The sequence below is a fragment of the Nocardiopsis dassonvillei subsp. dassonvillei DSM 43111 genome, assembly GCF_000092985.1.
GTDB classification, from domain to species: domain Bacteria; phylum Actinomycetota; class Actinomycetes; order Streptosporangiales; family Streptosporangiaceae; genus Nocardiopsis; species Nocardiopsis dassonvillei.
In genome coordinates this window covers 728,418-754,830 of the sequence record NC_014210.1, presented here as the reverse complement: position 1 = coordinate 754,830, position 26,413 = coordinate 728,418, and the positions used below count along the sequence as shown (strand labels likewise).

The window sequence follows — 26,413 nt, the reverse complement described above, 5'->3', positions numbered from 1 at the left end:
ACCCGCCCCGCCCCGGAGGGTCAGACCACGAGGCGGACCGGATCGGCCTCCACCGGCCCGTGCCGGTCGAGTTCGCGCCAGGCCCGCGCCAGCCGCCAGACCAGCTCCTCCCGGGTGGGGGCGTCGTAGGCGAAGGGCAGCCGGAACCACTCGGCGTGGCGCTCCCCTCCGGAGGCCGACATCACCGAGCCAGGGACCAGCTCCACGTCGTGGCAGAGCGCGACCTGTACGTAGGCGCGGGCCTCCACCCCGGGCAGGCGCACCCACAGCGCCGCCCCTCCGTCGGGGCGCCGCCACTCCCAGGAGGGCAGGGCACCGCGCAGCAGCTCCTCCATGTGGTCGAGGGCCTCGCGCATCAGCTCGGAGCGCTGCCGGGACAGCTCGTCGTAGCGCTCCAGGAGGCGCACGGTCACCGCCTGGTCGAGCAGGGGGCTGGCCAGGTCGGCGAGGACCTTGCGGCGGCTCAGGCGCAGGGCCATCTCGGCGGGCGCGCGAAGCCAGCCCAGCCGGAGCCCGGCCCAGCCGACCTTGGACAGCGACTCCACGGTGATGACCTCGGCCCCGCGCGGGGCGAACGCGGCCAGCGGCGGGGGCTCGTCGGGGGCGCGCAGGCCGGTGTAGGCGTGGTCCTCCAGCACCGGAACGCCGTGACGGGCGGACAGCTCACCCAGCTCGCGGCGGCGCGCCGCGGACATCATCGTGCCGGTGGGGTTGTGGTACGAGGGCATCGTGTAGACGAGGTGGGGCGCGTGCTCGGCCACGGCGCGGCGCACGCCGTTGGCGTCCAGACCCTGTTCGTCCAGGGGCACGGGCAGGAAGCGTGCGCCCCGGTCCCCCATCAGGTCCAGGCAGCCCGCGAAGCTGGGGTCCTCCACCACGACGGGCGAGCCGTTGCGCAGGTAGAGCTGGGCGACCAGGTTGACGGCCTGGTGGGCGCCGGTGGTGACGACGATCTGGTCGGCGGTGGTGGGCAGGCCCCGGGCGGTGTAGTGGTCGGCGACGGCCCGGCGCAGCGCGGGCAGGCCGCTGGGGTGGTAGCTGCCCTCGGCCATGAGCGCGGGCAGGTCCTCGGCCACGACCCGGCGGATGGCCTCCTCCACGCCGGGGAGCGCGGGGGTGGTCAGGCAGGCGGCCGAGATGAGTCCCTCCTCGTGCTGGAAGAGGTTGCGGTACATGGGGTTGCCCGTGCCGTTGGCGGTCCAGCCGTCCGAGCGCACGGGCGCGACCCGGCTGCTGACGCGGGTGCCGCTGCCCTGCCTGCTGTCGAGGATGCCGTCCGCGCGCAGGGCGTCGTAGGCGGAGACCACGGTGGTGCGGCTCACCCGGAGGCTGGCGGCGAGGGCGCGCTCGGAGGGCAGGCGCTCACCGGGGGTGAGGCTGCCCTGGTCGACCAGCTGGCGCAGGGTGTCGGCGAGGCGCCGGTAGAGGGGCCCGCCGCCCCGGGGCCAGGCGCCGAGGAGGTCGGCGAGTTCGGCGGAACTCCGGGAAGAGTCCATTTTCCCCTCCATTGGATCTGTGGTGAGTGGTCCCCGGATTCCATACTGGCATCGCCAGAGGGGATACCACCAGAGCCAGAGTGGACCCCCGCAAGCAGTCCAGTTTCCCGGGAGCGGTCATGCCATTCCTCGCACAGCGCCGACACGACACCGTCCGCCGCACACCCCGCCGCCGTCCGAACCCCGTAGGGGAGGGCGGTTCCGCGCTCCGCGCCGGCTGGCCGGTGCTGGTGGAGGCGCGTGTCCTGCGGGGCGACCGCCGTCACCTCGGCGCGTTCGCCGCCGCCCTGCGCGAACGGGCCCGGCGGGACCCCGGCCACCTGGAGGAGGTCCACTTCCTCGACGAGGGGGAGCGCGTCCGCCTCGTCTCGCTGTGGCGCTCCCCCGGCGGCCTGCGGTCCTTCGTGGAGGCGGCGCACCGGGACGTGCTGGCCTTCCGCGCTGCCAGCGGCGCCTTCCCGGAGGTGGAGCGCACGCTGTGGTGGTCGGCGGCGGGGACCCCGGTGCCGCCGGGGGAGGCCGGGGAGCGCGCGGCGTGGCTGCGCGCGCACGGACCGGGCGCGCGGGCGTTCACCCTGTCCTCGCCGGTTCCCCCTCCGGCCTGATCCCGGCTCCGGCGCCGGCCCTCCAGACCCCGCCGAGGCGGGGCGCCAGGGAACGGCGGGCCACGTCCGCGAACGCGCGCGGGTCCAGCGCCCCGCTGCCCCGCGGCACGGCGCCCGCCAGGGGACCCGCCCCCATGGCGGACAGATCGGTGAGGTTGCAGCGCATGGCCAGGTCCGGACGGTCCGGCCAGGACCCCACCACCACCCCGGCAGGGGACAGGCCGCGGGTGCGCAGCGCCTCGGCGGTCAGTGCGGTGGCGTTCAGGGTGCCCAGGTCGGGTCGGGCCACCACCAGGACCGGCGCGGACAGCAGCACGGCGACGTCGGCCAGGGTCTGCCCCTCGGCGTTGAGCCGCACCAGCAGCCCGCCCGCCCCTTCTACCAGCACCAGGTCGTGTGTGCCCGCCAGGCGCCACACGGCCTCGGCCACCGCCTCGGCCCGCACGGGTTCGGCCCCGCTGCGGGCGGCGGCCGTGGCGGGGGCCAGCGGCTCGGGGTAGCGGACCAGTTCCGCCGTCGTCACGTCCGGGACGAGTGCGGCCACGGTGTCGGCGTCGCCGGGTTCGCCGGGCCCCACCCCGGTCTGGGCGGGTTTGAGCACGGCCACCCGCCGTCCCGCCGCGACCGCCAGCGCGGCCACCGCCGCGGTGACCACCGTCTTGCCGACCTCGGTGCAGGTCCCCGTCACCACCAGGACGCTCATCGGCGCTCCTCCCCCAGGCAGGCCCGCACCGCGGCGGCCATCCCGTCGGCGACGGCGGCCACCTCCTGCGAGGTGCACACGTAGGGCGGCATCGCGTACACGTGCTCGCGGAAGGGCCGCAGCCACACCCCCGCCTCCACCGCCGCCCGCGTGGCCTCGGCCATGCGCACCGGCGCCTCCAGCTCCACCACCCCGATCGCGCCGAGCACCCGCACCTCGCGCACGCCCGGCAGCCCCTCCAACGGAGCCAGGCCCTCGCGCAGACCCGTCCCGATCCTCGCCACGTCGCCCCTCCAGTCTCCGCCGGTCAGCAGGTCCACCGAGGCCAGCGCGGTCGCGCAGGCCAGCGGGTTGCCCATGAACGTGGGCCCGTGGGCGAGCACCGGCACCTCGCCCCCGGCGATGCCGCGGGCCACCCGCGCGGTGCACAGCGTCGCGGCGAGGGTCAGGTAGCCGCCGGTCAGCGCCTTGCCCAGGCACATGACGTCGGGGGCGACCCCGGCGTGGTCGGCGGCGAAGAGCTCGCCGGTGCGGCCGAAGCCGGTGGCGATCTCGTCGAATACGAGCAGCAGCCCGTACTCGTCGGCGATCCGCCGCAGCTCCGGCAGGTAGCCCGGGTGGTGGAAGCGCATGCCGCCCGCGCCCTGCACCACGGGTTCGACGATGATCGCGGCCAGCTCGTCGGCGTGCTCGGCCGCCAGGCGCTCGAAGGCGGCCACGTAGCCGGGGTCGGGTTCGGCGTCGAACCCGGAGGGCGGCGCGGGCGCGTGCACCTGGGCGGGCAGCACGTCGCCCCACAGGGAGTGCATGCCGCCGTCGGGGTCGCACACGCTCATCGCGTGGAAGGTGTCGCCGTGGTAGCCGCCCCGCCAGGTGAGGAATCGGCGCCGCTCGGGCCGACCGGTGGAGCGGTGGTACTGCATGCACATCTTCATGGCGACCTCCACCGCCACGGAGCCGGAGTCGGCGAGGAAGACGTGCTCCAGCGGCCGCGGAGTGATCGCCACCAGGGCCTCGGCCAGGTCCGCGGCGGGCCCGTGGGTGAGCCCGCCGAACATGACGTGGCTGAACGCGTCGGTCTGCCGCCGCACCGCGGCGTCGAGCACCGGGTGGCGGTAGCCGTGCACAGCCGACCACCAGGACGACATCGCGTCCACCACACGGCGCTCGCCCTCCTCCGACCACAGGGTCAGCGTCGCCCCCTCGGCCCCGGTGACCACGTACGGCCGCTCCGCGGCGGGAACGGTGGTGTAGGGGTGCCACAGGTGGGCGGTGTCCGCGGCGCGGATCCGGGCGGAGCGGTCCGCGGGCGCCCGGGCTCCGGGGACCGCGGGGGACGTCGGCGTCATGGGGATCCATTGTTCACCCCGCGCCCGCGCGCGCCCCCGTGCGGTCCCACCAGGAATCCGGGCGGATCTTTGTGGGCTTCGGCGAATGACGCGCGGGTGCGCGGGAGGGCAGAGTCGTAGACGCCTCCCTGGCACGAAGGACCGGACCGCCCCAGCGGGATTGGCCGCCGCTGGGTCGGTCCCCGCCGGGGACGCGCCCTCGCCTCCCGGCCCGACCGAGCCCACGACCCAGGAGGCCGTCCCGCCTATGCCGAGCACCGCCGCCCCCACCCGCCGCCCGTGGCCCCTGCGCGCCACGGCCCGGGCGCTGCCGCCGGGACACCCCTTCGCGTGGTTGGACGGCGCCGCCCGCGCACGCGCCGAGGCCGGGCTGACGCGGCGCGCCACGCCACGGCCCGCGGCCGACGGCCTGCTGGACCTTGCGGGCAACGACTACCTCGGGCTGCTGCGCCACCCGGACGTGGTGGCCGCCGCCGGGGACGCCGCCCGCGTGTGGGGCGCGGGCGCGGGCGGATCGAGGCTGGTCACCGGGGACACCGGCCTGCACCGGGAACTGGAGCGCGAACTCGCCGACTTCCACGGCACGGAGTCCGCGCTGGTGTTCTCCTCCGGGTACGCGGCGAACCTGGCTATGGTCACCGCGCTGGCCGCGCCGGACGGCGGCGCCCCTCCCCTGCTGGTGTGCGACCGGCACAACCACGCCTCCCTCATCGACGCCACCCGGCTGGCCCGGGCCTCTGGGGCGCGCGTGGCCCTCTACGACCACGCCGACGCCGACCGGGCCGCCGAGGCGCTCGCGACCGCCGGGGGACGGGCCCTGCTGCTGAGCGACACCGTGTTCTCCGTGGACGGCGACCTCACCGACGCGGCCGCCCTGGCGCGCGCGGCCCGCGGGCACGGCGCCGCCCTGCTGCTGGACGACGCGCACGGCCTGGGCGTGGTGGGGCCCGGCGGGAGCGGGACGGCGACCGCCGCCGGACTGCGCGGCGCGGACGACGTCGCGGTGTCGGTGACCCTGTCCAAGTCGCTGGGCTCCCAGGGCGGCGCGGTGCTGGGCTCGCACCGGGTGGTCCGCCACCTGACCGAGACCGCGCGCACGTTCGTCTTCGACACCGGCCTGGCTCCGGCCTCGGCGGGCGCGGCCCTGGCCGCGCTGCGCGTGCTGCGCGCCCAGCCCTGGTTGGCCGACGCGGTACGCGACCGCGCGCGGCGGCTGGCGGAGGGGCTGCGCGGGCGCGGGCTGCCCGCGAGCACCCCGGACGCCGCCGTGGTGTCGGTGCTGGCGCCCTCCCCCGAGGCCGCTCTGGCCTGGCGCGACGCCTGTCTGGCCGCGGGCGTGCGCGTGGGCTGCTTCCGCCCGCCCTCGGTCCCCGACGGCCGGTCCCGGCTGCGGCTGACCGCCCGGGCGACGCTGGGCGGGGCCGACCTCGACCGGGTCGTGGACGTCATCGCGGCGAACCGTCCCGGATAGTCTTGCGGAGGTGACGACAGTCCGCCGGGACCCGGGGAGGCGATAGCGGCCGTGTCAGCACGTGGTGAGGGCCCCGAGGCGCCGGAGCCGGTCCCCGCGGACCCCTGCGGCGAGGACGCGAACGGCACCGGCGGTCCGGCGGACACCGCTGGATCCGACGACGGCGCGACCGGCGCGGAACCGGGCGGCACCGGCGGCTCGGACGGCGGCGCCGGTTCCGGTGACGGGGTCGGCGACGGCGGCGGGGACGGGCGCCCGCGCCGACGGCGTCGGCGGTCCCGGGTGGCGATCGCCGTCTCGGTCACGCTGATCCTGGTCATGGTGGCCGTCCTGGCGCTGCCCGCCACCCGCGAGGGCCTGGTCGCCCTGTGGTGCGAGACCACCGACGGCGTGTGCCCGGCCGAGGAGCTCCCCCCGATCACCGAGGAGGAGCAGACCGACTGGCGGGTCCGGATGGAGCCGGAGGAGGCCGCGCTGTGGGGCAACTACGTGGCCCTGGGCGACTCCTACTCCTCCGGTGACGGCGCGGGCGACTACGCCCCCGACACCGCCGAGGCGGGCGGCTGCTGGCGTTCGGGGAACGCCTACCCCCGGGTGGTCGCCGAGGAGTTCGACTTCACCGGTTCGCTGGCCTTCTACGCGTGCAGCAGCCACAAGGGCTCGGAGATGATCGAGCAGATCGGCACCTCCGAGTCGCAGATCGACCGGGTCACCGAGAACACGTCCCTGGTGACCCTGGGCATCGGCGGCAACGACCTGGGCTTCATCCCCGTCCTGCGCACCTGCATGGTGCGGATGCCGCTCCTGGAGAGCAGCGTCTGCGTCGAGCAGGAGGAGGAGGTCGACAGGCGGATGAGGACCTTCGAGGAGACCCTGACCGAGATCCTCGGGGAGGTCCGCGACCGCGCGCCCGACGCCCGCGTCCTGGTGCTGGGCTACCCGCGGCTGTTCCCGGAGGACCCCCCGGGCATGTACTACACGCTGACCAGGAGCGACCAGCTGTGGCTGAACGGTCTGGCCGAGCGGTTCAACGAACTCATCCGCGACACGGTCTACCGGGTGGACGGCGACGTCTACGGCGGGCGCGAGACCGGCAGCGTGGAGTACGTGAACACCTTCTCCGCCCTGACCGGGCACGAGGTGAGCGCCGACGCGGCCTGGCTGAACGGGATCGTGCTCGGGCAGCTGGGCGAGGGCCTGCGCGTGGACCGGGCGAGCTTCCACCCCACCGCCCAGGGGCAGCTGTCCATCGCCGAGCGGGTGCGGCTGCAGATCGTCGAGGGCCCCGAGCGGGAGGTCTACGTGGCCCGGGAGACCCTGGACAAGGTCGATCCCGAGCAGCTGAGGTCGGAACTGGGCGGTCCGCTGGACCCGGAGTTCGCCACCGAGCCGCCCGGCAACGAGGCCGACGCCCCCTGACCCGGGGGGCGTCGGCCCCGCGTCACCGCTACCGGCCCGCCTGGAGCTCCTTGATCACCTCGGCGAAGCGGTCCAGACCCCAGTTGAGGTCCTCCTCGCTGATCACCAGGGGCGGCGACATCCGCACGGTCGAGCCGTGGGTGTCCTTGACCAGGACCCCGTGGTCGGCGAGGCGCTCGCACAGCTCCCGGCCCGAGGCCAGCGACGGGTCGACGTCGATGCCCGCCCACAGCCCGATGCTGCGCGCGGACACCACCCCGTCGCCGACGAACTCCTTGAGGCGGCGCTTGAGCACCTCGCCCAGACGGCGTGTGTTCTCCAGGTAGGGCCCCTCGGTGAGCATCCGCACGACCGTGCTCCCGACCGCCCCGGCCAGCGGGTTGCCGCCGAACGTGCTGCCGTGCTGGCCGGGCTGGATGACGCCGAGCACGTCCTCGTCGGCGACCATCGCCGACACCGGCAGGATGCCGCCGCCCAGCGCCTTGCCGAACAGGTAGGCGTCGGGGACCACCCCGCTGTGCTCGCAGGCCCGGATCGTCCCGGTGCGGCCCAGGCCCGACTGCACCTCGTCGGCGATGAACAGCACCCGCTCGCGGTCGCAGATCTCCCTGACCCGGGGCAGGAAGTCCGCCGGCGGCACGATCACCCCCGCCTCGCCCTGCACGGGCTCGATGAGGACCGCCGCGGTCGTGGAGTCGATGGCGGCCTCGACGGCCTCGGCGTCACCGTAGGGCACGGACCGGAAACCCGGCGTGTAGGGCCCGAAACCCGTCCTGGCCTCCGGATCCGACGAGAAGGAGACGATGGTGGTGGTGCGGCCGTGGAAGTTGGCGCCCGCCACGACGATGGTCGCCTCGTTCTCGGGCACGCCCTTGACCTCGTAGGCCCACTTGCGGGCCACCTTGATGCCGGTCTCCACCGCCTCGGCGCCGGTGTTCATCGGCAGGACCTTCTCCTTGCCGACCATGTCGGCGAGGGCGCTGACCCACGGGCCGAACTGGTCGTTGTAGAAGGCCCGGCTCGTGAGGGTCACCCGGTCGATCTGCCGGTGCGCCGCCGCGAGCAGGTCGGGGTTGTGGTGGCCGAAGTTCATGGCGGAGTACCCGGCCAGGCAGTCCAGGTACCTTCTGCCCTCGACGTCGGTCACCCAGGCGCCACGGCCCTCGGCGATCACGACGGGAAGGGGTGAGTAGTTGTGCGCCGACCGCGCGCGTGCGAGCGCGATGTGGTCCGCGCCGGAGAGTGCCTCTCCACCGGGGTTCCCGGCGGAGTCCCGCTGTCCCAGGTTCTGGGTGTTGCCCATCTAGCCGCTCCGATCACCATTGACCGATGTCAGACAGTTGATACCCACCGTCGGGCCGGATCGCGCCCCTTCGGCGGGGGGTCCCCAAGAGTTGAGCAGATGATCCGGTGAGCCCACAAGGGGTGGGGGAGATCACAGCTGGGGGGGCGATGCCCGAAAACCCGTCCGCGAAACGCCGCGCACACCCTCTGAGCGGGGTCGTCACATCCATGGTGACCTGCGATAACGCCCCTGGTGACGCGCTCCACAGCCCCGACGGCGGTCGAGCCCTCCCCCGAGGGGTACGGTCGCACCAACAGCCACTCAGCCGCCGCGAGCCCCGAGCCGTGGACGGCCCCGTCGACCGTGCCCGGGAGGTCAGGCGTGCCCACCTCCGCGTCCCCGGACGCCCCCTTCTCCCTCTCCCGCCTGTTCGCGGCGGTCGCCGAGGCCGTGCCCGACCGGACCGCCCTGGTCGCCGGTCCCCGGCGGCTCACCTACCGCGCCCTGCACGAGCGCTCGCTGCGGCTGGCCCGCCACCTGGTCGGCGCGGGCGTGCGCCCCGGCGAGCACGTCGCCGTCCTGGCGTTCAACCGCGCCGAGTGGGTGGAGTCCTTCCTGGGAATCCTGCGCGCGGGAGCGGTCCCGGTCAACGTCAACTACCGCTACGTCGCGGGAGAGCTGCGCCACGTCCTGGCCGACTCGCACGCGGTCGCGCTGATCGCGGAGGACTCGCTGGCCGGGGCGGTGGCCACGGTCCGCTCCGACCTGCCCCGGCTGCGCCACGTCCTGCTCGTCGCGGACGGCTCCGCGCGCGGGACGCGGGGCCGCGACTACGAGGAGGCGCTGGCCTCGGCGCCCGACGACGCGGCCCTGCCCCCGACCAGCGGCGAGGACCACTACCTGCTCTACACCGGCGGCACGACGGGCTACCCCAAGGGCGTGCTGTGGCGGCAGGCGGACATCTTCCGCGCGGCCCTGGAGCGCCGCGCTCCGGGCACGCCCAGCGCCCGGACCCCGCAGGAGGTGGCCGAGCGCGCCGCGCGCTGCTTCGAGCAGCGCATGCTGGTCCTCGGCCCGCTCATGCACGCGGCCGGGCAGTGGAACGCGCTGAGCATGCTGCTGTGCGGCAAGCGGGTGGTGCTGTCCACCGACCGCAGCTTCCGCCCGGACCGGGTGCTGGAGACGGCGCACCGGGAGGGCGTGCACGTGCTCCAGCTGGTGGGCGACGCCATGGCCCGCCCGCTGGCCCGCCACCTGCTCACCGAACCGGGGCTGTGCCCTGATCTGGCCTCGATCCGCTCCGGCGGCACCCCGCTCACCCCGGCGGTGCGCGCGCTGTGGCACGCCTGGCGCGAGGACGTGACCCTCTCCGACGCCTACGGTGGCTCGGAGACGGGTGTGTGCGGGTCGGCGACCGGCGCAGAACCGGCCGGTCCGGCGGAGGCCCCGTCCGGACCCGGCCCCTCGGGCAGCCGCAGCTTCACCATGGGCGGCAGCATCGCGGTGCTGGACGCGTCCCTGCGCCCGCTGCCCCCGGGTTCGCGGGAGGTGGGGCGGATCGCGCGCACCGGACGGATCCCGCTGGGCTACTACAACGACCCCCTGGCGACCGCGCGCACCTTCCCCACCGACGCCGAGGGGCGCCGATGGGCGCTGTCGGGCGACTTCGGGACCTGGGACGCCGACGGTTCGATCGCGCTGCTGGGACGCGGCAGCGCGGTGATCAACACCGCCGGGGAGAAGGTCTACCCCGAGGAGGTGGAGGCCGCGCTCAAGGCTCACCCCTCGGTGGAGGACGCCATCGTGGTGCCCTCGCCCGACGAGTACCTCGGGCAGCGGGTGACCGCGCTGGTCTCGCTGGCCGCGAACGCCCGTCTGGAGGAGGCCGAACTGCGCGCGTACTGCCGTGTGCGGCTGGCGGGGTTCAAGGTGCCGCGCACCGTGCACTTCGTGGACCGGGTGCGGCGTACGGCGGTCGGCAAGCAGGACTACCGGTGGGCGGCGTCGGTCACCGGGACCGGTGCGCCCGCTCCGGCCGTCCCGACCGTTTCCTGAGCCCGTTCCGGATCCCAGGACCCCCGCCGGGTTCCGCGACGGGCCCGGGGCCGGACTCCGGAACGGGAGCCTGACCGTGCCGGAGACGGCGCTCGCGGCCGGGCAGCCGGCCTCCTCGGCGGTCTGCTGCGGAACTCCGCACCCGGGCGGTACCGGACCCTTCATTTCGGGCACAGGGTCAATATGGACTTACCCAGCCGAAACAGGGGTTTCGCAGGCCGTCGGCCGCTCTGGACCCCCTCCGCCACCGCTAGACTGGCGTCGCCTGGTCCAAGGCCCCACGGTTTCCCCTCCCCCGCTCCGACCGGTTCGCACACTCCCGGCCGGGGCCGACCGGCCCACCCCGCCTCCGGTCGAGGCCGTGGACCGCGAGGACCACCTTTGACCCACCCCTCCACCCGTGCACACGGTGCGCGTGCGGTGACACCACTAGGACGGAGGACGGCGCGCTTCCCCGGGCCCCGCCCGAAGCGCTCCCAAGAACCCAGATGCCCAACTCAGTAGGCAGCTACATCTTCAACGCGGTGCGCGGCGGCGCCGTGGGCGCCTCGGAGGCCCTTCCCGGTATCAGCGGCGGCACGGTCGCCCTCATCGTCGGTCTCTACGACAAGCTCATCGGCGGCGCCGGCCACATGGTCAGCGGTGTCAGGCGCTACGTCACCGACGTCCCGCGCGGACGCGGGAGGGAGCGCGCCCAGGAGCAGTTCCGCCAGGTGGACTGGAGCGTGCTGGTCCCCGCGCTCGTCGGCATGGTGGCCTTCCTCGGCATGGCGGCCGTGGTCCTCACCCCGCTGGTCGAGTCGCACACCCAGTACGCGTACGCGCTGTTCTTCGGCCTGGTCCTGGCCTGCCTGTGGATTCCCTACACCGGTGCGGGCCACAGGTGGCGGGCCTGGCACTACCTCGTCGCCCTGGTCTTCGCCGCGGGCGCGTTCTTCCTCACCGGCCTGCCCGGCGCCAACCTGCCCACCCACCCGGTCGTCGTCTTCCTCGCCGCGGCGGTGGCCGTCTGCGCCCTGGTGCTGCCAGGGCTGTCCGGATCCTTCATCCTGCTCACGCTGGGTCTGTACGAACCCACGATCAGCGCGGTCGGGGACATGGACGTCGCCTACCTCTCGGTGTTCGCGCTCGGCATGCTCACGGGCCTGTCGCTGTTCGTGAAGCTGCTCCAGCACCTGCTGGAGAACTTCCACCACATGACCCTGGTGGTCCTCACCGGCCTCATGGCCGGTTCGCTGCGCGCCCTGTGGCCCTGGCAGGACGAGGACCGCACGTTCCTGGCCCCCACCGACGTCCCGGTGACAGTCGGCCTGATGGCGGTCGGCTTCGCGATCGTGGCGGCGGCCATCGTCTGGGAGCGCCGCAAGCGCCTCCACATGGAGGAAGCCGAACTCCACCGGACCCCCACCCACGTCTGAGAACGGGAACGACAACCGCATGACAACGAATCTGCTGATGACCGCGGCCTCGACGACGGACGTCGACGTCGCCCACGAGTACGAGGGGTTCATCGGGTGGGTCCTGAGCCTGATGACGACCCTGGGCGAACCCGGTGTCGGCGTGGCGCTGTTCATCGAGACCTTCTTCCCGCCGATGCCCAGTGAGGCGGTCCTGCCCGGCGCCGGGTTCCTCGCCTACGCCGGGCACATGAACGTGTGGCTCGCCATCCTGTGGGCGACGATCGGCTGCCTGGTCGGCGCGTGGGGCTTCTACGCGATCGGCGCGCTCCTGGGCCGCGAGCGCACGGCCTGGCTGGTCGAGAAGACCCCGCTGCTGGAGATCGAGGACTTCTACAAGGCCGAGCGCTTCTTCACCCGCTTCGGCGGCGTCGCCGTCCTGCTGGGCCGGTGCGTGCCCCTGGTCCGCAGCTTCATCTCGGTGCCCGCCGGGATCGAGCGGATGCCCCTGTTCAAGTTCTCGCTGTACACGGTCATCGGCTCGGCGGTGTGGAACACGATCTGGATCGGCCTCGGCTACGTCTTCGGCCCGGCCATCGAGCCCATCCTCGCCCAGTGGAGCGGCGTGATCAGCAACATCGTGGTCGTGATCATCGGCCTGCTGGTGCTGTGGTTCATCCTGGCCCGCGTCTACAAGCGCACCAGGGCCCGCCGGACCGAGGGCACCTCCGCCTGAGGCGCCTTCCCCCCGGGGTTCCGTCCCCCGTGAAAACCCTCCAGGGGTCCGCCCGCGTACCCGGGCGGACCCCTTCGCGCTTGTGTGGGTATCCTGCCCGGAACGCACCACAGACACATAATGACCGGGGCCGCCGAGGCGGCTCCGGAGGCGCGGGGTGCCGGGACACGTTCCCGGCTGAGAGCACACCCGTCGAACCTGCCCTAGTTAGCACTAGCGAAGGAACGCCATGAGCGCGTACAACATCGTGTCCATCGCCGGCAGCGACCCCAGCGGGGGCGCGGGCGTCCAGGCCGACCTCAAGGCCTTCTCCGCGCACGGGACCTTCGGGATGACGGTGATCGCCGCGCTGACCGCCCAGTCCACGCTCGGCGTCACCGGGGTCCACCCGATCCCCGCGCGCTTCGTCGCCCACCAGATGGACACCCTCTTCGCCGACGCCGTCGTGCACGCGGTCAAGGTGGGCATGCTGGGCACCTCGGAGGTCACCGAGGCCGTGGCCGAGGCGATCGACCGCCACGCGCTGCCGAACGTGGTGGTGGACCCGGTGATGGTCGCCAAGAGCGGGGACCGGCTGCTGGAGGCCTCGGCCGTCGACGCGCTGCGCACCAAGCTCCTGCCCCGCGCGGACCTGGTCACCCCGAACCTGCCCGAGGCCGCGGACCTGCTGGAGGAGCCCGAGGCGACCGACCTGGCGTCCATGCGCGCCCAGGCCTGGCGGCTGCTGGAGCTGGGCCCGCGCCGGGTCCTGCTCAAGGGCGGCCACCTGCCCGGCGGGGAGAGCGTCGACGTCCTGGTCGCCCGGGACGCCGACCCGGTCGAGTTCCGCGCCCCGAGGGTGGTCACCCGCAACACGCACGGCACCGGGTGCACGCTGTCCTCCTCGATCGCGGCCCTGCTGCCGCAGCGGCCGGACGTGGCCGCCGCTGTGGGCGACGCCAAGGACTACCTGACCGAGGCCATCCGGCGCGCCGACGAGATCGACGCGGGCGGCGGGCAGGGCCCGGTGCACCACTTCCACGCCTGGTGGTAGCAGCGGCGTCACCGGACCCGTTGACCTGCGGTGCCGTGATCAGTCGGAGTCGTCGGCGCACACAGGGCGCACACTGTGGAGATTCCCGAGCCCGCTGGCGACCGCTTCGCGGGTGCGGTCCTCACTGTCTGGCCACAGCCCGGCGTAGACGTCCAGCGTGATGGCGGCCGAGCTGTGGCCCATGCGCGTCTGCACGGTCTTGACCGACTCGCCGTAGCGGATCAGCAGGGAGGCGTAGAAGCGCCGTACCGAGTGCAGGCCGGAACGCTTCGGCATCCCCGCTTTGGCCATCGCCGGGGTGAGGATCCTGTTCCACTCCCAACGGCGGACGGGACCACCGTTCGGCAGGGTGAAGAGCAGGTGTGCTGTCCGCCGCCGCGGCTTGTGGGGGTCGGTCCGGTCCTCGATCTCCACCGGCCCGGCCGGGAAGGAGTCGAGGTGGACGAGCATCATGTCCGCGGTTTCCCGCGTCAGCGGGATGTCCCGGTAGCTGGCCGGGCTCTTCGGCTGTGCCAGGTAGGCGACGTTGTCCACCGGGGTGACCAGTTGCTGTTCCACGCGCAGCACCAGGTGCTCGACGTCCAGGTGGTGAAGCTCCAGCCCGAAGAGTTCCCCTTGCCGGAGGCCACTGCCAGCGGCCAGGAGCACGACGGCCTTGAACCGTTCGGGAACGCCGTCCACGACCTCGCGCAGGGTCTCCACCGGCATGACGGGCTCAGCCGTCTTCCGCTTCTCCGGAAGGCGGATGCCCCGGCAGGGGGTCTTGGTCAGTAGGTCGTCACGCACGGCGGCCTCGAAGACACCCCGCAGGGTGGCGTAGATGCTCTCCACCGTGGCCGGGGCCAGTGACTTGCCGAGCCGGGTCACCCAGCGCTGCACGTCCGAGGGAAGGATGCTGGACAGCCCGCGGTGCCCGAACTCCGGGTAGATGTGGTTCTCCAGCTCCCCGAGGACGCGGGAGGCCGTCAGCGGCCGGTGGAGAACGTCCTCACGCCATCGGTCCGCGAACTCCCGCAAGGTGACCTTGCCCGCCGCAGGGTCCACATAGGTTCCTCGCAGGAGTTCGCCTTCCACCCTCTTCAGATGGCGTTCGGCCTCGGGCTTGGTCTTGAACTTCGGGGACTTCTGCTGTCCCCTGTCGTCCCGGTAGCGGGCAGCCCAGCGCTTGCCGCGGCCGTAGGAGGCGGACTTCTCACGTCGAAGCGAGCCGTCCGGGAGCTTGACGGTCTTGTGCCAAGTGTCGACCACAGGCATTGGTGCACCTCAGTCCTGGTCCAGGACCCAGGTACGCACCTCGGTCGGGTCGTAGCGAACATGACGGCCCACCCGGTGGGACGGGGGGCCGGTGCGCAGGTACCGCCACTGGTAGAGGGTCTTGGCTGGGACGCCGAGGTAAGCCGCGGTTTCGTCCAGGGTCCACAGCCGTTCGAGGGTCTTCACCTGTCCACCTCCCCGTCTTCGGTGGTGCGGCCCATCCCGGCGACCAAGGACGCCAGCGCCCACTCTCCCGGGGTGAGGCCCTGCCCGAGGTAGTGCCAGTTGCCCAGGCTCAGCGTCGAACCCTCTTCGCCCTGGACCACGAGCGGGGTAAAGGTCTCGGTGTCCCAGGGACGTCCGGCGGCGTAGTCGGCCCGCACCTGACGCAGCGCACCCAGGGTGGTGGAGTAGCGGCGCGACTTGGTGGAGAAGTGACCGCGGAACCCGAGCATGTGCGCCCACTGGCGCAGCTTGAGGTCTTCGAGCTGGGGGTACAGGCGCGTGTTGCCCAAACGCCAGCAGGTGTAGATGAGCTTGCCCGCGTGCGGGCGCACCTGCGTCATGTCCACGTGGTCGATGTCGTGGATACGCCGGTCCAGGGTGCCGGTGTCCTCAGCGGCCTTGGTGGCGTACTTGGCGATGTACCCGGCCACGGCCGTGTCCGTCAACGCCCGGTCGGGGCCGAAGTCCTCGATGGGGCGCACGTCCACCTGCTCACCCCACCCCAGAGTCCAGGTACGGCCGTTAATCTCAGGGGAGGTGAGCGAGACCGTGCGGGCGGCCGAGTCCACGGCCGCGGTGAGCATGTCCATGCTGGCCCACACCGGAGGCGGCGGCCAGCCGGTGGGGTCCTTGGTGTAGCCGTCCAGCCGGATCACGGCGTGAAAGTGCACCGCGCCCCGGGACTGGAACTCTGCGACCTTGGCGTAGGAGATGCGCACCCGCTTGGAGAAGTCCGTGCGCGAGAGACCGGCGGCCGAGGCCAGGTGGTTGCGCAGGTACAGGGTGAAGCGCCGCCACAGCTCCCCGGTGTGGGCGTGCCAGAGCACGTGACCGATGTAGTCGTAGGCGGCCGGGTCGAGTGGCTGACCGATGCGGGGGTCGTCGGCGCGGTGGTGGGTGAAGCAGGCCGCGCCGGTCCGGCGAGGGTGGCACACCCGGGTGCGGCCGTCCTTGCCGGGGCCACGGTGGACCGCGCCGAAGGAGGGAGCGGTCAGGGTGAGGAAGGCCCGGGGGTGCACGCCGACCGAGGTGGGCACGCCCTTGTCTCCGCCGACGATTCCGGCCTTGACCAGGTGGTAGGTGTCGGCCCGGTACTCCTCCGAGCAGGAGGGGCAGCGCGAGGCCCGACGGTTCTTGCACCGCATGAGCAGTTCGTTGCCGGGTTCGGTGGCGGTGGAGTAGCGCGAGAGCAGTTCCCCGGTGGAGGCGTCCACACGGGTCGTCTCGCCGGTCAGGCGCACCGGGCAGGCGCAGCCGCGCAGGGCACGGGCGCGGGCGATCCACCGATCGAGGTGGTTCTCGTCCAGGGCGGTGATGCGGGCCAGGGCGGGGCCTAGGAGTCCGCCGACGTGTTCGGGTTCGGGCATGACGAAGAGGCCTTTCGTGGATAGGTGAGGCCCCGGCGCGGCTGGTGTTGTGGAAGCAGGGCCGTCGCCGGAGCCAGGAGAAGGAGTTACAGGCGTGCGCGGGTCATGAGCGGCCCCGCCAGCTCTTGAGGGTGCGGCGCTCGTCCAGGAAGGCTGTGGTGGACTGCGCCGACACCCAGGTGTTGGAGCAGTCCCCACACGAGGAGCCCAGGTGTTCGCCGTTGCGGGTGTGGTCCTTGACGTTGCTGCTCTGGCAGCTCGGGCACCTCACCGGGCGTCCTGGGGGGCGCTGGTGGCGATGAGCGCGGAGGCGAACAGGGCGGCGTGGTGCATGGCCTGGTCCACGTGCGGAGCACCCCCGGCCTCGTAGAAGCCCTTGGAGCCCGTACGGGTCATCCACCAGCGCACCGGCCAGCGGCGGTCGATCACCGAGTGCGTCACCCAGGACACCGCGACCCCGGTGGCGAGCCGGGCCGGGGAGAGCCGCAGCCCCAAGGCGCGGGAGGTGAGGCCGATGGCGGCGAGCTGAGCCAGGTGGTAGCTGGCCACGTGCGCCTGGTTCGCGGTCCAGGACTCCATCTTGTGCTGGGCCTGGTGGTCGTTCTGAAGCAGGTAGTCACCCACGTGGTGCGCGGCCGTCATCGCGGCGAACACAGCGGGGAAGGCGTGAGATGTCATAGGCTGATCGAGCCCCTTTCGTTCCTTGCATTCGCGTGTTGGGTTCGTTGGGTAGGTGAACCGGGGTGCGGCGGGTGTGTGGAAGCAGCGCCGCACCCCGGACTTGGTCTCAGGCACTGGGGCACTGGTTCGGGTGGTAGTCGGACGTGCCGTCGCGATAGACCAGGTCACCGCAGTTGCTACAGATTTCCAGCCGTCCCATGAAGAGCCTCCTGTTCGTTTCAGACGGACCCGGTTGGTCCCCACACCGCCCCGTAGGGCGGCATGGCCATCAACCGGATGGCCGGGCGGGTTCTAGGCCGACTTGGGGCAGCTGTAGCAGCGCTCCGGAACGGTGCCGAGGGGGCCGCTGTAGCTGACCGGGTGTCCGCAGTGGCGGCAGGTCTCGGTGCGCCTCATCGGGTCGGCCTCCCCACGGTCAGCTTGTCGTTGTCGCCCTTGGTCGGCTTCTCCCAGCAGTTCACGGTGCTCTCTCTTTCGTTCGGTCTCGCGTGTTGGGTTGGTTGGTCAGGTGAAGCGGTGGCGGGTCGGCGGGTGTGTGGAAGCAGGCCGCCCACCGGATCAGGTCGGGGTGTGGCCCAGGCCGGAGCACCCGGTGCAGGTGTGGCCCTCACTGGTGATGCCGTGGCCGTAGCAGGATGAGCACAGGTGGCTGTCGATCACAGCGCCACCCTCCTGGTTCCCTTGCAGGTGGGGCAGGTGCTGTACTTGCGCACCAGGAACCCGAGCTTCTGAACCAGCACACGGCCGGTGCCGGAGCACTCCAGGCACATCACGGTCTTGGTCTTCATGGCGTTGGCCTTTCAGGTCGTGCCGGTTCCGTTGCAGTTCGCGCAGTCCCCGGTGCGGCTGACGCCGGTTCCCGCGCAGGTGTGGCATTGCATCGCTTCGCCGCCTCTCAGGTGGTGATCTGTTCGCGCAGGGTCGCGGCCACCGTTTCGGAGACCCCCAGGCGGGAGCGCAGCGCGGTCACGGTGATCTCACGGCCGTGGGTGACGCGGTAGTCCTGCGCCAGTTGGGCGGCGTAGGAGGCCAGCGGGTGACCCTGTTCCACGGCGGCCGGGGCCGGTTGCGGGACGGGAGCCACCGGGGCCGGCGGGGGTTCGGGCGCGGGAGCCGGGGCGGGTTCGGTGTGCTGCCAGTGCACCTCGGTGACCCGGAACTCCTCACGCTCGGAGGAAGCCGGTTCAGCAGGCGCAGGCTCCGGCGGCTCCGGGGCCGAGTGGGCGGCGCGGCGTTCCAGCATCGAGACCGCGACCAGGAACGCGGCGGCCGGAACGGCGGCCATGATCCAGCCCCACACCGTGGGTTGGGCCGTGGCCAGGTTCGCGGCCAAGGTCAGCACCACTGCGCCGACCAGGACCACGGTCGGCCAGGTCACCCCGTCCTTGACGCCCCGGGCAGCGTCACGCTGGCGTTCCCGGGCGGCCATGACGCAGGTCAGGTCGATGGAGACCGCCACGGCCCAGGCCATCCACCCGTGCTGTCCGGACTTCTCGGCCAGGTCGCGGATGTGGGTGAAGGAGCCCGCGGCTGCGATTCCGGCCAGGACCAGGATCGGAGCCCAGTCCGCCGACAGTGACGCCAGTCGCTTCACCGTTCACCACCCCCTCTCGATCTCGCGGTAGTGGTCCTCACACACCCACTCGTTCGTGCTGGTGGTCTTGGTGTACGCGGGGTTGCAGCACCGCGAGCACCAGTAGGAGAGGCCCATCAGGACAGCTCCTCTTCCAACCGGTCCCAGTCCACGGCGTCCACCGGGACGAGGTCTTCGGTCGTGCGGACCTCACCCGCGACGAGCAGGTCCCAGGCCGGGGCCATGTGGGCGAACTCGGCGGAGGCCTCTTCGGCCATCTGTTCCGTGGTCAGGTCCGACCGTCCCCGGTACCAGCGCCCGTCCGCTCCCACGGTCACGGCGACCCCGGGCATCTCGGCGGGGATCTTCAGCGCGGCCGACAGCGAGTCTGGAGCCAGGTCACCGAGCGCCATCTTGGCGGTCTCGCCGTCGTTGACCCGGTGGCAGATGCGGCCGGTGATCTGAGCGCGCAGTGCCGTCACACCCGGGCCGAGATCGGAGCCGACCCGCTGTCCGGCCACGACCAGGTACAGGCCGAACGCGCGGCCGAGCTGGGCGTTGCGCAGCAGCAGAGTCGAGGTGCGCGCGATCTCGTCCTTCTCGGACTTGTCCGTCATCAGGTAGAGTTCCGCGACCTCATCGACCACGGTCACCACCGGCGTAGGCCGGGCCTCTTCGGGGAGCTGCCAGATGTTGCGCACCCCCGCCTCACGGCACAGCGTCATGCGGTCGGTGAGCATGGTCATCAGGTCATCGAGCAGCTCCGCGCACTCGGTGCGGGTCGTGGCCAGCTTGGACATACGCCGGGCGTAAGGGGTCAGCTCCACCCCACCCTTGAGGTCCAGCCCGGCCAGAGCCACCGGCTGCGGTGCGAGCTGGTAAACCAGGGCGTTGATGTCGGTGGACTTGCCCGACTGGGTGGCGCCCATGATCAGCCAGTGTGGGACCGCGCGGAAGTCGATGATCCACGGGTCACCGGTCTCCAAGGTGCCCATGCGGACCTTGAGCAGCTCCCAGTTCGCGGCGAGCGGTCCGGCGTTGGTCACCGTGCCCAGCGGGTCACGTCGGGAGGCGGCCAGCTCCACCCAGCCGGGGCCGGAGGTGCGCAGCCGGACCGAGTCCACCCGCCAGGCGTGCGCGAGCCGGGTCAGGGCCTGGGCGTAGTCGTCGGGGGTCTGCCCGTCGTGCAGCCGGGCGCGGACGCGGAACCCGAACGGGGTGGGGCGGAACCGGTACAGGCGCGGCTTCTTCTCCACGCTCACCCGCTGGATACCGCCCTTGACCTTGGTCTTGCGGCGGGTGTGCGACAGGCCGCATCCCTGGGCGACGTGCTCCCAGGTCAGGTGGACCCGCAGCGCAGAGCCGACCAGGCCGGGGCCATAGGACCAAGTGGTGGGCGACCAGTGGTGCCAGGCGGCGGCCGAGAGCGGCACCGCGGCGGCGGCCGGAGGCACCGCCCACAAAATCTCGGGGAACATCAACCTTCTCCTCTCAGGGGGTTTCGCCCTTGCCGTGGCAGGTCGGGCACAGGGTGAGGTGGTAACCGGGCATGTGCCGGACCTCCCCGGTGCCCGCACACACCGAGCAGGCGGGCATTACTCAGCGGCCCTGCGCAGGTCCAGGGGCGCGATCGAGGAGGCCGAGAACGCCACGCCGTGGCGGCCGTTGGTCTCCCAGGGGATCGCGGTCAGGCCCTGCACGGTCAGCGGGGTGCCCAGACGGGCGGTGATGGCGTTGGTGGCCGGGAAGCTGACCAGCAGCGTCTCGGCGTCGTTGTCCTCCACCTGGGCGAGCACCTTGAGCTGCCACATCGGGGAGCCGTCGGCGTTGTACTTGATCTCGCCGGTCTGGCGGTCCTTGACCTTGGGGCGCGGGGAACCGGCCGCGATGAAGACCATCTGAGACGTGTCGACGGGGATGCTTCGCATCAGGAATCTCCTTGGTGCACTTGGTGTTCTAAGTTGTGAGTACTTTGTACACCAAGTTGGAGCGGGGGGCAAGGAGATCGAGGCAAGCCGCACGTCGCTTAGAGACCTAAGTGCACTAAGCTCGCAGGTCAAGGAGGGATACATGAAGTTCGCAGAAGACGAGGTCTTCTACCGGCGCATCGTGGACGACATCCGCGCGAAGATCCAGCGTGGGGACCTGAAGCCGGGAGACAAGCTGCCCTCCTTCGCCGAGATCGCCAAGGAGTACGAGGTCTCGTCCACGGTCATCAAGAACGCGGTCCAGGCACTCAAGACCTCCGGTGACATCTACGGCCGCCAGGGCAAGGGCACGTTCGTCAGCTCTCGGAAGAGGGCGCAGCGTGTCCGGCGCATCCCGTTCGACCGGGGCAAGAGCACAGGCAGCACCTTCGCCCAGGAGATGGAAAAGCTCGGGCTCGAACCGAGCGCGCGTCTGGTGAAGTGCGAGGTGGAGCCAGCGTCACCCGAGATCGCGGATCACCTCGGGGTACCTGCGGGCACCGAGGTCCTGGTTCGTCAGCGCCACATGAGCGCTTCGGGCCGCCCGGTCCAGCTGGCGACCTCCCACATCCCCATGACCGTCGCTGGAAGCATCGACATCGCCTTCCCTGATGTCGGTCCCACGGAGATGTACCGGCGTCTCGGGGAGCGAGGACACAGGCCGGTCAGGTTCACCGAGGAGATCACCATCCGCCGGCCTCTTCAGGAAGAGGCGGAGTTCCTCGGAGTCGACGGAGGGCTTCCGGTCATCGTGGTGACCCGGACGGGCATCGACGCGCAGGGCGCGAACGTTGAGGCGACGGTGAACGTCTTGGATGCCTACGCCTGGTCACTCGTCTACGAGTGGGAAGAGAGCCAGGATGACTGAGGCCCCACGACACTCAGTGAGCGTCACGGGTGTGGTGTTCAACGATGACGGCCAGGTCCTCGCGATCGAGCGCGACGATGACGGCCGATGGGTTCCACCCGGCGGCGTTCTGGAGCTTCACGAGGACCCGAGGGACGGGGTTGCGCGCGAGGTTTTCGAGGAGACCGGGGTGAAGGTCAGGCCGGGACGCCTGGTCGGGATCTACAAGAACATGCCACTCGGCGTGGTGAGCATGGCCATCGCTTGCACGGTCGAATCCGGAGAACCCCAACCATCGAATGAGGCGAAGGTGGCCCGCTGGATCAGCGTCGATGAGGCCCGTCAACGGATGCCCGAGGCCAGGTTAGTTCGTGTTCTGGACGCGCTACGAGACGACGGCCCGTTCATCCGCTGCCACGACGGCACGAACCTGGTGTGAACCAGGGAAGCGACCCGGAGGACCTTGGAGTCTTCCGGGTTTCTTCATGCCCGGAGACAGGTGATGAGAAGTTTCCTTACGTCTTCAAGCCCGCACCTGCGGTGCGGGAGTCCCCGGGTGGGGGCGGTGGCGTTCAGACTTTAGGCACCTCTCCGGGGCGGGTCCCTCCTGGACCACCACCAGGGGGCCGGAGGGGGGACAACGGGGTGAGGGGGCGAGCCCCCTCCCCATTGGCGGGCCAGCCTAATGGCCCCCTGGCGGCGGTCCAGCCCACCCCGGACAGGACACCGCCCAAAGTCTGCCCACCACCTTTGGACCGAGGGGAAGCCGCGGGAGGGGACGGGGATGGGGTGGGGAGGGGTGTGGGGGTGGGGTTTGGTTCCTTTGCTGATACAACCCGGGCGGGACGAAGCGCGAAGCGAATGAGCCAGACCGAACTACATGTGCGCAAGCGAAGTGTGGAGGCTGGCAGCAGGGACGTCCTACGGACGACGGAGACGCGGCAAAGGCAAGTGGGTGCAGATATCGCGGACACAGTTCACCGGGGAGCGTTCTCCACAGCGAATCAGTGCGAGCGTTTTGATGTACCGAGCAACCAAGAGTGCGCAAGCGCGGTTACTGGACACCCTGACGGGTGTCCGGCGGTAGGCGCGCCGCGTCCGCGCTCGCCTGCGTCCCGCGCGGCGCGTCCTCGCGCGCCCCGCCGTGCCCAAGGAGATCGGGCACGGCGTTCGTCCCAGGGGGTCGAACCAAGGGCAGCAAAAGTCCAGGGACACCAAAGGGTGTGGTGGACCGACAGGGCACACAGGCCAGGCAGGCATCAGAATCCAGACACCCAGGCCATCACAGCAACTATATCTTAGAACCCAGGCAATTAATTAACTCAGGGAAATTTATATTTTTGAAAAGAATAGAGTAAGCGAAGGTCTTTAAATTTCAAGCACTGCTTTTACGTGCTCCTTAAGGTTGATCATTCGATGTGAATTGAGGACACTCGCGCTCGGTTTTTTGTTTCCTGATACCCTGTCGAGAAGTGCACACACAAGGAGCGTGGAGCCTACTTCCGCAAGCACGCTTACAATGGCGGGATCGTTTGAATGGCTGGAGTCATGCTTTATGCTATTATATTCTTGCCAAAATTGATTGGCCCATTTTTCTGGGTCTCCAACCCATTCAGGAAACTCCCCCCCAACACGCTCAGCCAGAGCGAGTGGCTTTAGGCAGATGCGCTTTTTTCCTTGTTGGTAGTTCTTCTTTTTCGCCCATTTTGTTGATCGCGCATGTGCCGCAACCCATCGTTCTATAGCTGATGCTACTTCTAGGATTCTCGTCTCCGGATCTGTCTTACCTATTCGATAGTGCTGCGTGATTGCTTGCACTGGCCTCGGATGACTATTGCTGAGATTCACCCATCTGCGCAGTGCTGGCACTCCACCGATATCTGCCAGATGAAACAGAGGAACCTCGTTCATGGATTTTGGAGGGTTCGCCCCCCTCGGAATCTGCATGAGTCGGCGTGTCCAGAACTTTGGCTTGCTAGCAGGGGAGTACCCAGGAATTTCACAGAATCCCCTTTCCGCCACCACGTGCCCTTGAAAGGCTAGGTTTATTAGGTTCTGTATGGCATAGAGAGGCCGCGTGAGAACTTTAGAATCTTTGGGCTGCTTGGACTGGATCGTAAATTTAACTGGCGCATTGATACTTCCAATATGACCATCAAGTTTATACTCCCAGTAGGAGCCTACGTTTAGTTCGAGTGATGGAAGAAGTTTCACGCTCTCTTCCTCTGTGGAGACTAGTCTGATCTCCACCTCTCGAAGACGCCCATCTGGATGGGTCACGTCTTTTGTGTTAATCGCATTTATTCCGGACCATCTAGAGAGACCCCCAAAAAGGGCAGATACGGATCTTATTTTTGGGCCAGTGACTACTTCAGGATCCACCCCGGTAACTATAGTATTGCCCCGGTAACTATCAACGGAAGCTTTACTTCCTCCGAAATTGGATTTCCTCCCTCGATGCGTATTGTCCAGGAGCAGGACTCCTCCATTTTCGGTTATTCCTGATATGAAGCTAGGGTGCGAAATTTCTTGACTTCCCAAAAAGCTTCGCATGGGGTCTTCTTCTAGAGTTCTAAGCGCCCACTGTCCTTCCTCCGTTCCATGAACGTAACCTCTTTGATCAAATTTCTTTCTTCTGCTGTGCTGATTTTTAGGAACCCAAAAAAATCCAATTGATTCTTCAATAGGAAATTCTCCCATTTAATTCCCCTCCTTGGCTTATTGTCTATTGTAAGGCGTAGTCCGAGGTTGGCGTCAAACTTTTACAGCATAGAGCATTGGTAGGATGATGGGACAATGCTACATTCCCAAGGCCGGGCAGCTTGGATTTCACAATCAGCTTGTGTAGTTCTTGTGGCAAGCTCCTGCGATCACTCGCGTTGCCCATGTTTGCTCAGAGGTCGGGGAACAGCGAGAAACCGCGAGACCTGTCATCGCAGGTGACGCGGTTTCTGAGGGCCGGTCGAGGTCAGCAGACCGGAGGCGGTGGTACCCCACCTTCTGCCGACACACTCCAAGCGAGGGCTCCGGGGGCGCACATCGGGCGCACACAGGGACGGGCAGAGCCGAGAAACAGCGAGAACCAGCGAGCAGGCAAAAGCCCAGCTCACCGGTTCAACGAACCGAAGACCCCAGGTAGGCCACTCCCCTGGTTCACTTCCACGCCTGGTGGTAGCAGCGGCGTCCGGATGAGGGAACGCCGAGGGGGGACCGGCTCCGCGCCGGTCCCCCCTCCTCGTTCCGCCCTCTGCTGGAGGCGCGGCCCCTACCGGGTCAGACCTTGGTCACGTCCTCCATGACCTTGTCCGGGTCCCTCCAGTCGGGGTGGGCGAAGAACTTGCGCGTCTCAGCCACGATGACCGGGGACAGCAGCAGGAGGCCGATGAGGTTGGGCAGGGCCATCAGGCCGTTGGCGATGTCGCTGAACAGCCAGACCGAGTCCAGGCTGGCGACCGAGCCCACGTAGATGACGGCGATGAACACCAGGCGGTAGGGCAGGACCAGGCGGCGGCCGCCCAGGAACACCATGCAGCGCTCGCCGTAGTAGGCCCATCCGAGCAGGGTGGTGAGGGCGAACACGGCCACCGCGACGGCCACGATGACGGCGCCGGCCGGGGCGAGCGCGGGGCTGATCGCCCCCAGGCCCTCGGAGACCGCGTTGCTGGTCATCAGCGAGCCGTCCGCCTGGCCGTCGGTCCAGACGCCGGTGGTGATGATGACCAGGCAGGTCATGGTGACCACGATGATGGTGTCGATGAAGGTCTGGGTCATCGAGACCATGGCCTGGCGGACCGGCTGGTTGGTCTTGGCCGAGGCGGCGGCGATACCGCCTGTGCCCAGGCCCGACTCGTTGGAGAAGATGCCGCGGGCGAAGCCCTGCTGGATGGCGAGCATGATGCCCGCGCCGGCGAAGCCGCCCGTGGCCGCGGTGCCGGTGAAGGCGTCGGTCACCACGAGCTGGAGCGCGGGGAGGATCGCGGCCCAGTTGACGGCCAGGATGACCAGGCAGATGCCCACGTAGCCGACGATCATGATCGGCACGAGGCCGGAGGCGACGCGGCCGATGCTCTTGATGCCGCCGAGGATGACGGCGCCCGCCAGGACCACGAGCGCCAGGCCCACCATCCACGGCTCCAGCGGCGTGATGCTGGTGATCTGCTGCGAGACGGCGTTGGCCTGGGTGCCGTTGCCGATGCCGAAGGCGGCGATGGCGCCGAAGACCGCGAAGGCCACGCCCAGGGTGGTTCCCAGGCCGCCGGGGATCCCGTACTTGAGGTAGTACATCGGGCCGCCGCTCTGTTCGCCCTTGGCGTCGGTGCGGCGGAACTTCACGCCAAGGAGGGCCTCGCTGTACTTGGTGGCCATACCGAGGAAGCCGACGACCCACATCCAGAACAGCGCGCCGGGGCCGCCGACGCCGATGGCGAGCGCGGCGCCGGCGATGTTGCCGACGCCGACGGTGGCGGCCAGGGCCGTGCTCAGCGCCTGGTAGTGGGAGATGTCGCCCTCGACGGAGTCGTCCTCCTTGCGCCGGACGATGGCGAGCCACAGCGCGTGCGGCAGGCGGAAGAGCTGGAGCAACCGGAGACGGACGGTGAGGAACAGGCCGACACCGAACAGCAGCGGAATGAGGACGAAGGGCCCCCAGATGATGCTGCTGGCGAGGCTCGCCATTTCGAGCAGTTGGTCCACAGGGGATCTCCCTATCGGTGAGTGTGTGGGGACGAAGGCCGCCGGTACCGAAGTACGGGGGATCCGACGCCCTCGCGATCGCTTCGGCACTGGTGGAGGCCCGCGATATCGGCAAAGAATCGCATCGACGCGTAACGAACACATCACATGTGTTCCACATGCCTGTTTCTTCGGGAACTTCCGGTTCCATTTCCGCGTACCGCGCGGGTGGGGCGGTGTCCTCCGGAGGCTTCCGCGCTCGTCGGGGGCTCGGTCCCG

The 26,413-nt window shown here is 70.1% G+C and carries 24 protein-coding genes and 1 riboswitch; of the genes, 9 read left to right on the top strand and 15 right to left on the bottom strand.

Annotated elements, in window-relative coordinates; translation table 11 throughout:
- Positions 1-20 precede the first annotated feature (20 nt).
- Positions 21-1,496 carry an aminotransferase-like domain-containing protein gene (locus NDAS_RS03070; protein WP_013151669.1) on the bottom strand — a complete coding sequence of 492 codons (1,476 nt, stop codon included), beginning with the start codon at positions 1,494-1,496 and terminating at the stop codon, positions 21-23.
- 119 nt (positions 1,497-1,615) lie between these two features.
- On the opposite strand from NDAS_RS03070, the gene NDAS_RS03065 reads away from it, so the two are divergent.
- A complete protein-coding gene (locus NDAS_RS03065) occupies positions 1,616-2,101 on the top strand; it encodes a DUF3291 domain-containing protein (RefSeq protein WP_013151668.1) in 486 nt (161 codons plus the stop codon).
- On the opposite strand, the gene bioD is transcribed toward NDAS_RS03065, so the two are convergent.
- Positions 2,067-2,804, bottom strand: coding sequence for a dethiobiotin synthase (gene bioD, locus NDAS_RS03060; RefSeq protein WP_013151667.1), 738 nt, complete (start codon positions 2,802-2,804; stop codon positions 2,067-2,069). The two genes, NDAS_RS03065 and bioD, sit on opposite strands and share 35 nt — an antisense overlap.
- A complete protein-coding gene (locus NDAS_RS03055; protein ID WP_013151666.1) occupies positions 2,801-4,153 on the bottom strand; it encodes an adenosylmethionine--8-amino-7-oxononanoate transaminase in 1,353 nt (450 codons plus the stop codon). Before NDAS_RS03055 ends, bioD begins: the two co-directional genes overlap by 4 nt.
- A 247-nt stretch (positions 4,154-4,400) precedes the next feature.
- Between NDAS_RS03055 and NDAS_RS03050 the strand changes: the two genes are divergently transcribed.
- Together NDAS_RS03050 and NDAS_RS03045 are read left to right on the top strand one after the other, a co-directional pair.
- Positions 4,401-5,624 (top strand): 8-amino-7-oxononanoate synthase, encoded by a 1,224-nt coding sequence (locus tag NDAS_RS03050; protein ID WP_013151665.1) that lies wholly within the window; start codon positions 4,401-4,403, stop codon positions 5,622-5,624.
- A gap of 51 nt (positions 5,625-5,675) precedes the next feature.
- On the top strand, positions 5,676-7,043 hold the full coding sequence (locus NDAS_RS03045) for an SGNH/GDSL hydrolase family protein (protein ID WP_013151664.1): 1,368 nt from the start codon (positions 5,676-5,678) through the stop codon (positions 7,041-7,043).
- 28 nt (positions 7,044-7,071) lie between these two features.
- Here the strand turns inward: NDAS_RS03045 and rocD are convergent, their stop codons facing one another.
- Positions 7,072-8,346 (bottom strand): ornithine--oxo-acid transaminase, encoded by a 1,275-nt coding sequence (gene rocD, locus NDAS_RS03040; protein ID WP_013151663.1) that lies wholly within the window; start codon positions 8,344-8,346, stop codon positions 7,072-7,074.
- A 363-nt stretch (positions 8,347-8,709) separates the two neighbouring features.
- On the opposite strand from rocD, the gene NDAS_RS03035 reads away from it, so the two are divergent.
- The 4 genes from NDAS_RS03035 to thiD all read left to right on the top strand — a co-directional run bounded on the left by NDAS_RS03035 (position 8,710) and on the right by thiD (position 13,549).
- Positions 8,710-10,383, top strand: a complete 1,674-nt coding sequence (locus tag NDAS_RS03035; RefSeq protein WP_013151662.1) for an acyl-CoA synthetase — start codon at positions 8,710-8,712, stop codon at positions 10,381-10,383.
- A 488-nt stretch (positions 10,384-10,871) separates the two neighbouring features.
- On the top strand, positions 10,872-11,801 hold the full coding sequence (locus tag NDAS_RS03030) for a DUF368 domain-containing protein (protein WP_013151661.1): 930 nt from the start codon (positions 10,872-10,874) through the stop codon (positions 11,799-11,801).
- A gap of 19 nt (positions 11,802-11,820) precedes the next feature.
- The gene (locus tag NDAS_RS03025; RefSeq protein ID WP_013151660.1) at positions 11,821-12,516 is read left to right on the top strand and encodes a DedA family protein; all 696 of its coding nucleotides are present in this window, start codon (positions 11,821-11,823) and stop codon (positions 12,514-12,516) included.
- 143 nt (positions 12,517-12,659) lie between these two features.
- Positions 12,660-12,758, top strand: a riboswitch (TPP riboswitch).
- Entirely contained in the window at positions 12,746-13,549 is an 804-nt protein-coding gene (gene thiD / locus NDAS_RS03020; RefSeq protein WP_013151659.1) for a bifunctional hydroxymethylpyrimidine kinase/phosphomethylpyrimidine kinase, read from the top strand. (Overlaps the previous riboswitch by 13 nt.)
- Positions 13,550-13,588: 39 nt before the next feature.
- Here the strand turns inward: thiD and NDAS_RS03015 are convergent, their stop codons facing one another.
- The 9 genes from NDAS_RS03015 to NDAS_RS02980 form a co-directional block, all read right to left on the bottom strand.
- A complete protein-coding gene (locus NDAS_RS03015) occupies positions 13,589-14,803 on the bottom strand; it encodes a tyrosine-type recombinase/integrase (protein WP_013151658.1) in 1,215 nt (404 codons plus the stop codon).
- A 9-nt stretch (positions 14,804-14,812) separates the two neighbouring features.
- Entirely contained in the window at positions 14,813-14,989 is a 177-nt protein-coding gene (locus tag NDAS_RS03010; protein WP_013151657.1) for a helix-turn-helix transcriptional regulator, read from the bottom strand.
- Entirely contained in the window at positions 14,986-16,395 is a 1,410-nt protein-coding gene (locus NDAS_RS03005) for a replication initiator (RefSeq protein WP_013151656.1), read from the bottom strand. The genes NDAS_RS03010 and NDAS_RS03005 overlap by 4 nt, the downstream gene beginning before the upstream one ends.
- A gap of 103 nt (positions 16,396-16,498) precedes the next feature.
- Positions 16,499-16,666, bottom strand: a complete 168-nt coding sequence (locus NDAS_RS28820; RefSeq protein WP_013151655.1) for a hypothetical protein — start codon at positions 16,664-16,666, stop codon at positions 16,499-16,501.
- Complete coding sequence (locus NDAS_RS03000; RefSeq protein ID WP_013151654.1) at positions 16,663-17,073, bottom strand: DUF3307 domain-containing protein; 411 nt, start codon at positions 17,071-17,073, stop codon at positions 16,663-16,665. The genes NDAS_RS28820 and NDAS_RS03000 overlap by 4 nt, the downstream gene beginning before the upstream one ends.
- A 659-nt stretch (positions 17,074-17,732) precedes the next feature.
- Positions 17,733-17,864 (bottom strand): hypothetical protein, encoded by a 132-nt coding sequence (locus NDAS_RS02995; protein WP_013151650.1) that lies wholly within the window; start codon positions 17,862-17,864, stop codon positions 17,733-17,735.
- Between the two features lie 107 nt (positions 17,865-17,971).
- Complete coding sequence (locus tag NDAS_RS02990) at positions 17,972-18,670, bottom strand: DUF2637 domain-containing protein (protein WP_013151649.1); 699 nt, start codon at positions 18,668-18,670, stop codon at positions 17,972-17,974.
- A 116-nt stretch (positions 18,671-18,786) separates the two neighbouring features.
- Positions 18,787-20,127 carry an FtsK/SpoIIIE domain-containing protein gene (locus NDAS_RS02985; RefSeq protein ID WP_013151647.1) on the bottom strand — a complete coding sequence of 447 codons (1,341 nt, stop codon included), beginning with the start codon at positions 20,125-20,127 and terminating at the stop codon, positions 18,787-18,789.
- A gap of 117 nt (positions 20,128-20,244) precedes the next feature.
- On the bottom strand, positions 20,245-20,577 hold the full coding sequence (locus tag NDAS_RS02980; RefSeq protein WP_013151645.1) for an SCO3933 family regulatory protein: 333 nt from the start codon (positions 20,575-20,577) through the stop codon (positions 20,245-20,247).
- Between the two features lie 142 nt (positions 20,578-20,719).
- Here NDAS_RS02980 and NDAS_RS02975 point away from each other — a divergent pair, with 142 nt between their 5' ends.
- Together NDAS_RS02975 and NDAS_RS02970 are read left to right on the top strand one after the other, a co-directional pair.
- Positions 20,720-21,484 (top strand): GntR family transcriptional regulator, encoded by a 765-nt coding sequence (locus NDAS_RS02975; RefSeq protein WP_013151644.1) that lies wholly within the window; start codon positions 20,720-20,722, stop codon positions 21,482-21,484.
- Between the two features lie 31 nt (positions 21,485-21,515).
- Complete coding sequence (locus NDAS_RS02970; protein ID WP_376739911.1) at positions 21,516-21,902, top strand: NUDIX hydrolase; 387 nt, start codon at positions 21,516-21,518, stop codon at positions 21,900-21,902.
- A gap of 929 nt (positions 21,903-22,831) precedes the next feature.
- Here the strand turns inward: NDAS_RS02970 and NDAS_RS28465 are convergent.
- Both NDAS_RS28465 and NDAS_RS02965 read right to left on the bottom strand, forming a co-directional pair.
- Positions 22,832-24,163 (bottom strand): ApeA N-terminal domain 1-containing protein, encoded by a 1,332-nt coding sequence (locus NDAS_RS28465; protein WP_013151641.1) that lies wholly within the window; start codon positions 24,161-24,163, stop codon positions 22,832-22,834.
- Between the two features lie 573 nt (positions 24,164-24,736).
- The gene (locus NDAS_RS02965) at positions 24,737-26,155 is read right to left on the bottom strand and encodes an alanine/glycine:cation symporter family protein (RefSeq protein WP_013151640.1); all 1,419 of its coding nucleotides are present in this window, start codon (positions 26,153-26,155) and stop codon (positions 24,737-24,739) included.
- Positions 26,156-26,413: the final 258 nt, after the last annotated feature.

Excerpts from the sequence above, each read along its gene's own strand:
- NDAS_RS03070 (WP_013151669.1), bottom strand. The coding sequence starts at position 1,496 with ATGGACTCTTCCCGGAGTTCCGCCGAACTCGCCGACCTCCTCGGCGCC.
- NDAS_RS03065 (WP_013151668.1), top strand. The coding sequence starts at position 1,616 with ATGCCATTCCTCGCACAGCGCCGACACGACACCGTCCGCCGCACACCC.
- bioD (WP_013151667.1), bottom strand. The coding sequence starts at position 2,804 with ATGAGCGTCCTGGTGGTGACGGGGACCTGCACCGAGGTCGGCAAGACG.
- NDAS_RS03055 (WP_013151666.1), bottom strand. The coding sequence starts at position 4,153 with ATGACGCCGACGTCCCCCGCGGTCCCCGGAGCCCGGGCGCCCGCGGAC.
- NDAS_RS03050 (WP_013151665.1), top strand. The coding sequence starts at position 4,401 with ATGCCGAGCACCGCCGCCCCCACCCGCCGCCCGTGGCCCCTGCGCGCC.
- rocD (WP_013151663.1), bottom strand. The coding sequence starts at position 8,346 with ATGGGCAACACCCAGAACCTGGGACAGCGGGACTCCGCCGGGAACCCC.
- NDAS_RS03030 (WP_013151661.1), top strand. The coding sequence starts at position 10,872 with ATGCCCAACTCAGTAGGCAGCTACATCTTCAACGCGGTGCGCGGCGGC.
- NDAS_RS03025 (WP_013151660.1), top strand. The coding sequence starts at position 11,821 with ATGACAACGAATCTGCTGATGACCGCGGCCTCGACGACGGACGTCGAC.
- thiD (WP_013151659.1), top strand. The coding sequence starts at position 12,746 with ATGAGCGCGTACAACATCGTGTCCATCGCCGGCAGCGACCCCAGCGGG.
- NDAS_RS03015 (WP_013151658.1), bottom strand. The coding sequence starts at position 14,803 with ATGCCTGTGGTCGACACTTGGCACAAGACCGTCAAGCTCCCGGACGGC.
- NDAS_RS03005 (WP_013151656.1), bottom strand. The coding sequence starts at position 16,395 with ATGCCCGAACCCGAACACGTCGGCGGACTCCTAGGCCCCGCCCTGGCC.
- NDAS_RS03000 (WP_013151654.1), bottom strand. The coding sequence starts at position 17,073 with ATGACATCTCACGCCTTCCCCGCTGTGTTCGCCGCGATGACGGCCGCG.
- NDAS_RS02995 (WP_013151650.1), bottom strand. The coding sequence starts at position 17,864 with ATGAAGACCAAGACCGTGATGTGCCTGGAGTGCTCCGGCACCGGCCGT.
- NDAS_RS02985 (WP_013151647.1), bottom strand. The coding sequence starts at position 20,127 with ATGTTCCCCGAGATTTTGTGGGCGGTGCCTCCGGCCGCCGCCGCGGTG.
- NDAS_RS02980 (WP_013151645.1), bottom strand. The coding sequence starts at position 20,577 with ATGCGAAGCATCCCCGTCGACACGTCTCAGATGGTCTTCATCGCGGCC.
- NDAS_RS02975 (WP_013151644.1), top strand. The coding sequence starts at position 20,720 with ATGAAGTTCGCAGAAGACGAGGTCTTCTACCGGCGCATCGTGGACGAC.
- NDAS_RS28465 (WP_013151641.1), bottom strand. The coding sequence starts at position 24,163 with ATGGGAGAATTTCCTATTGAAGAATCAATTGGATTTTTTTGGGTTCCT.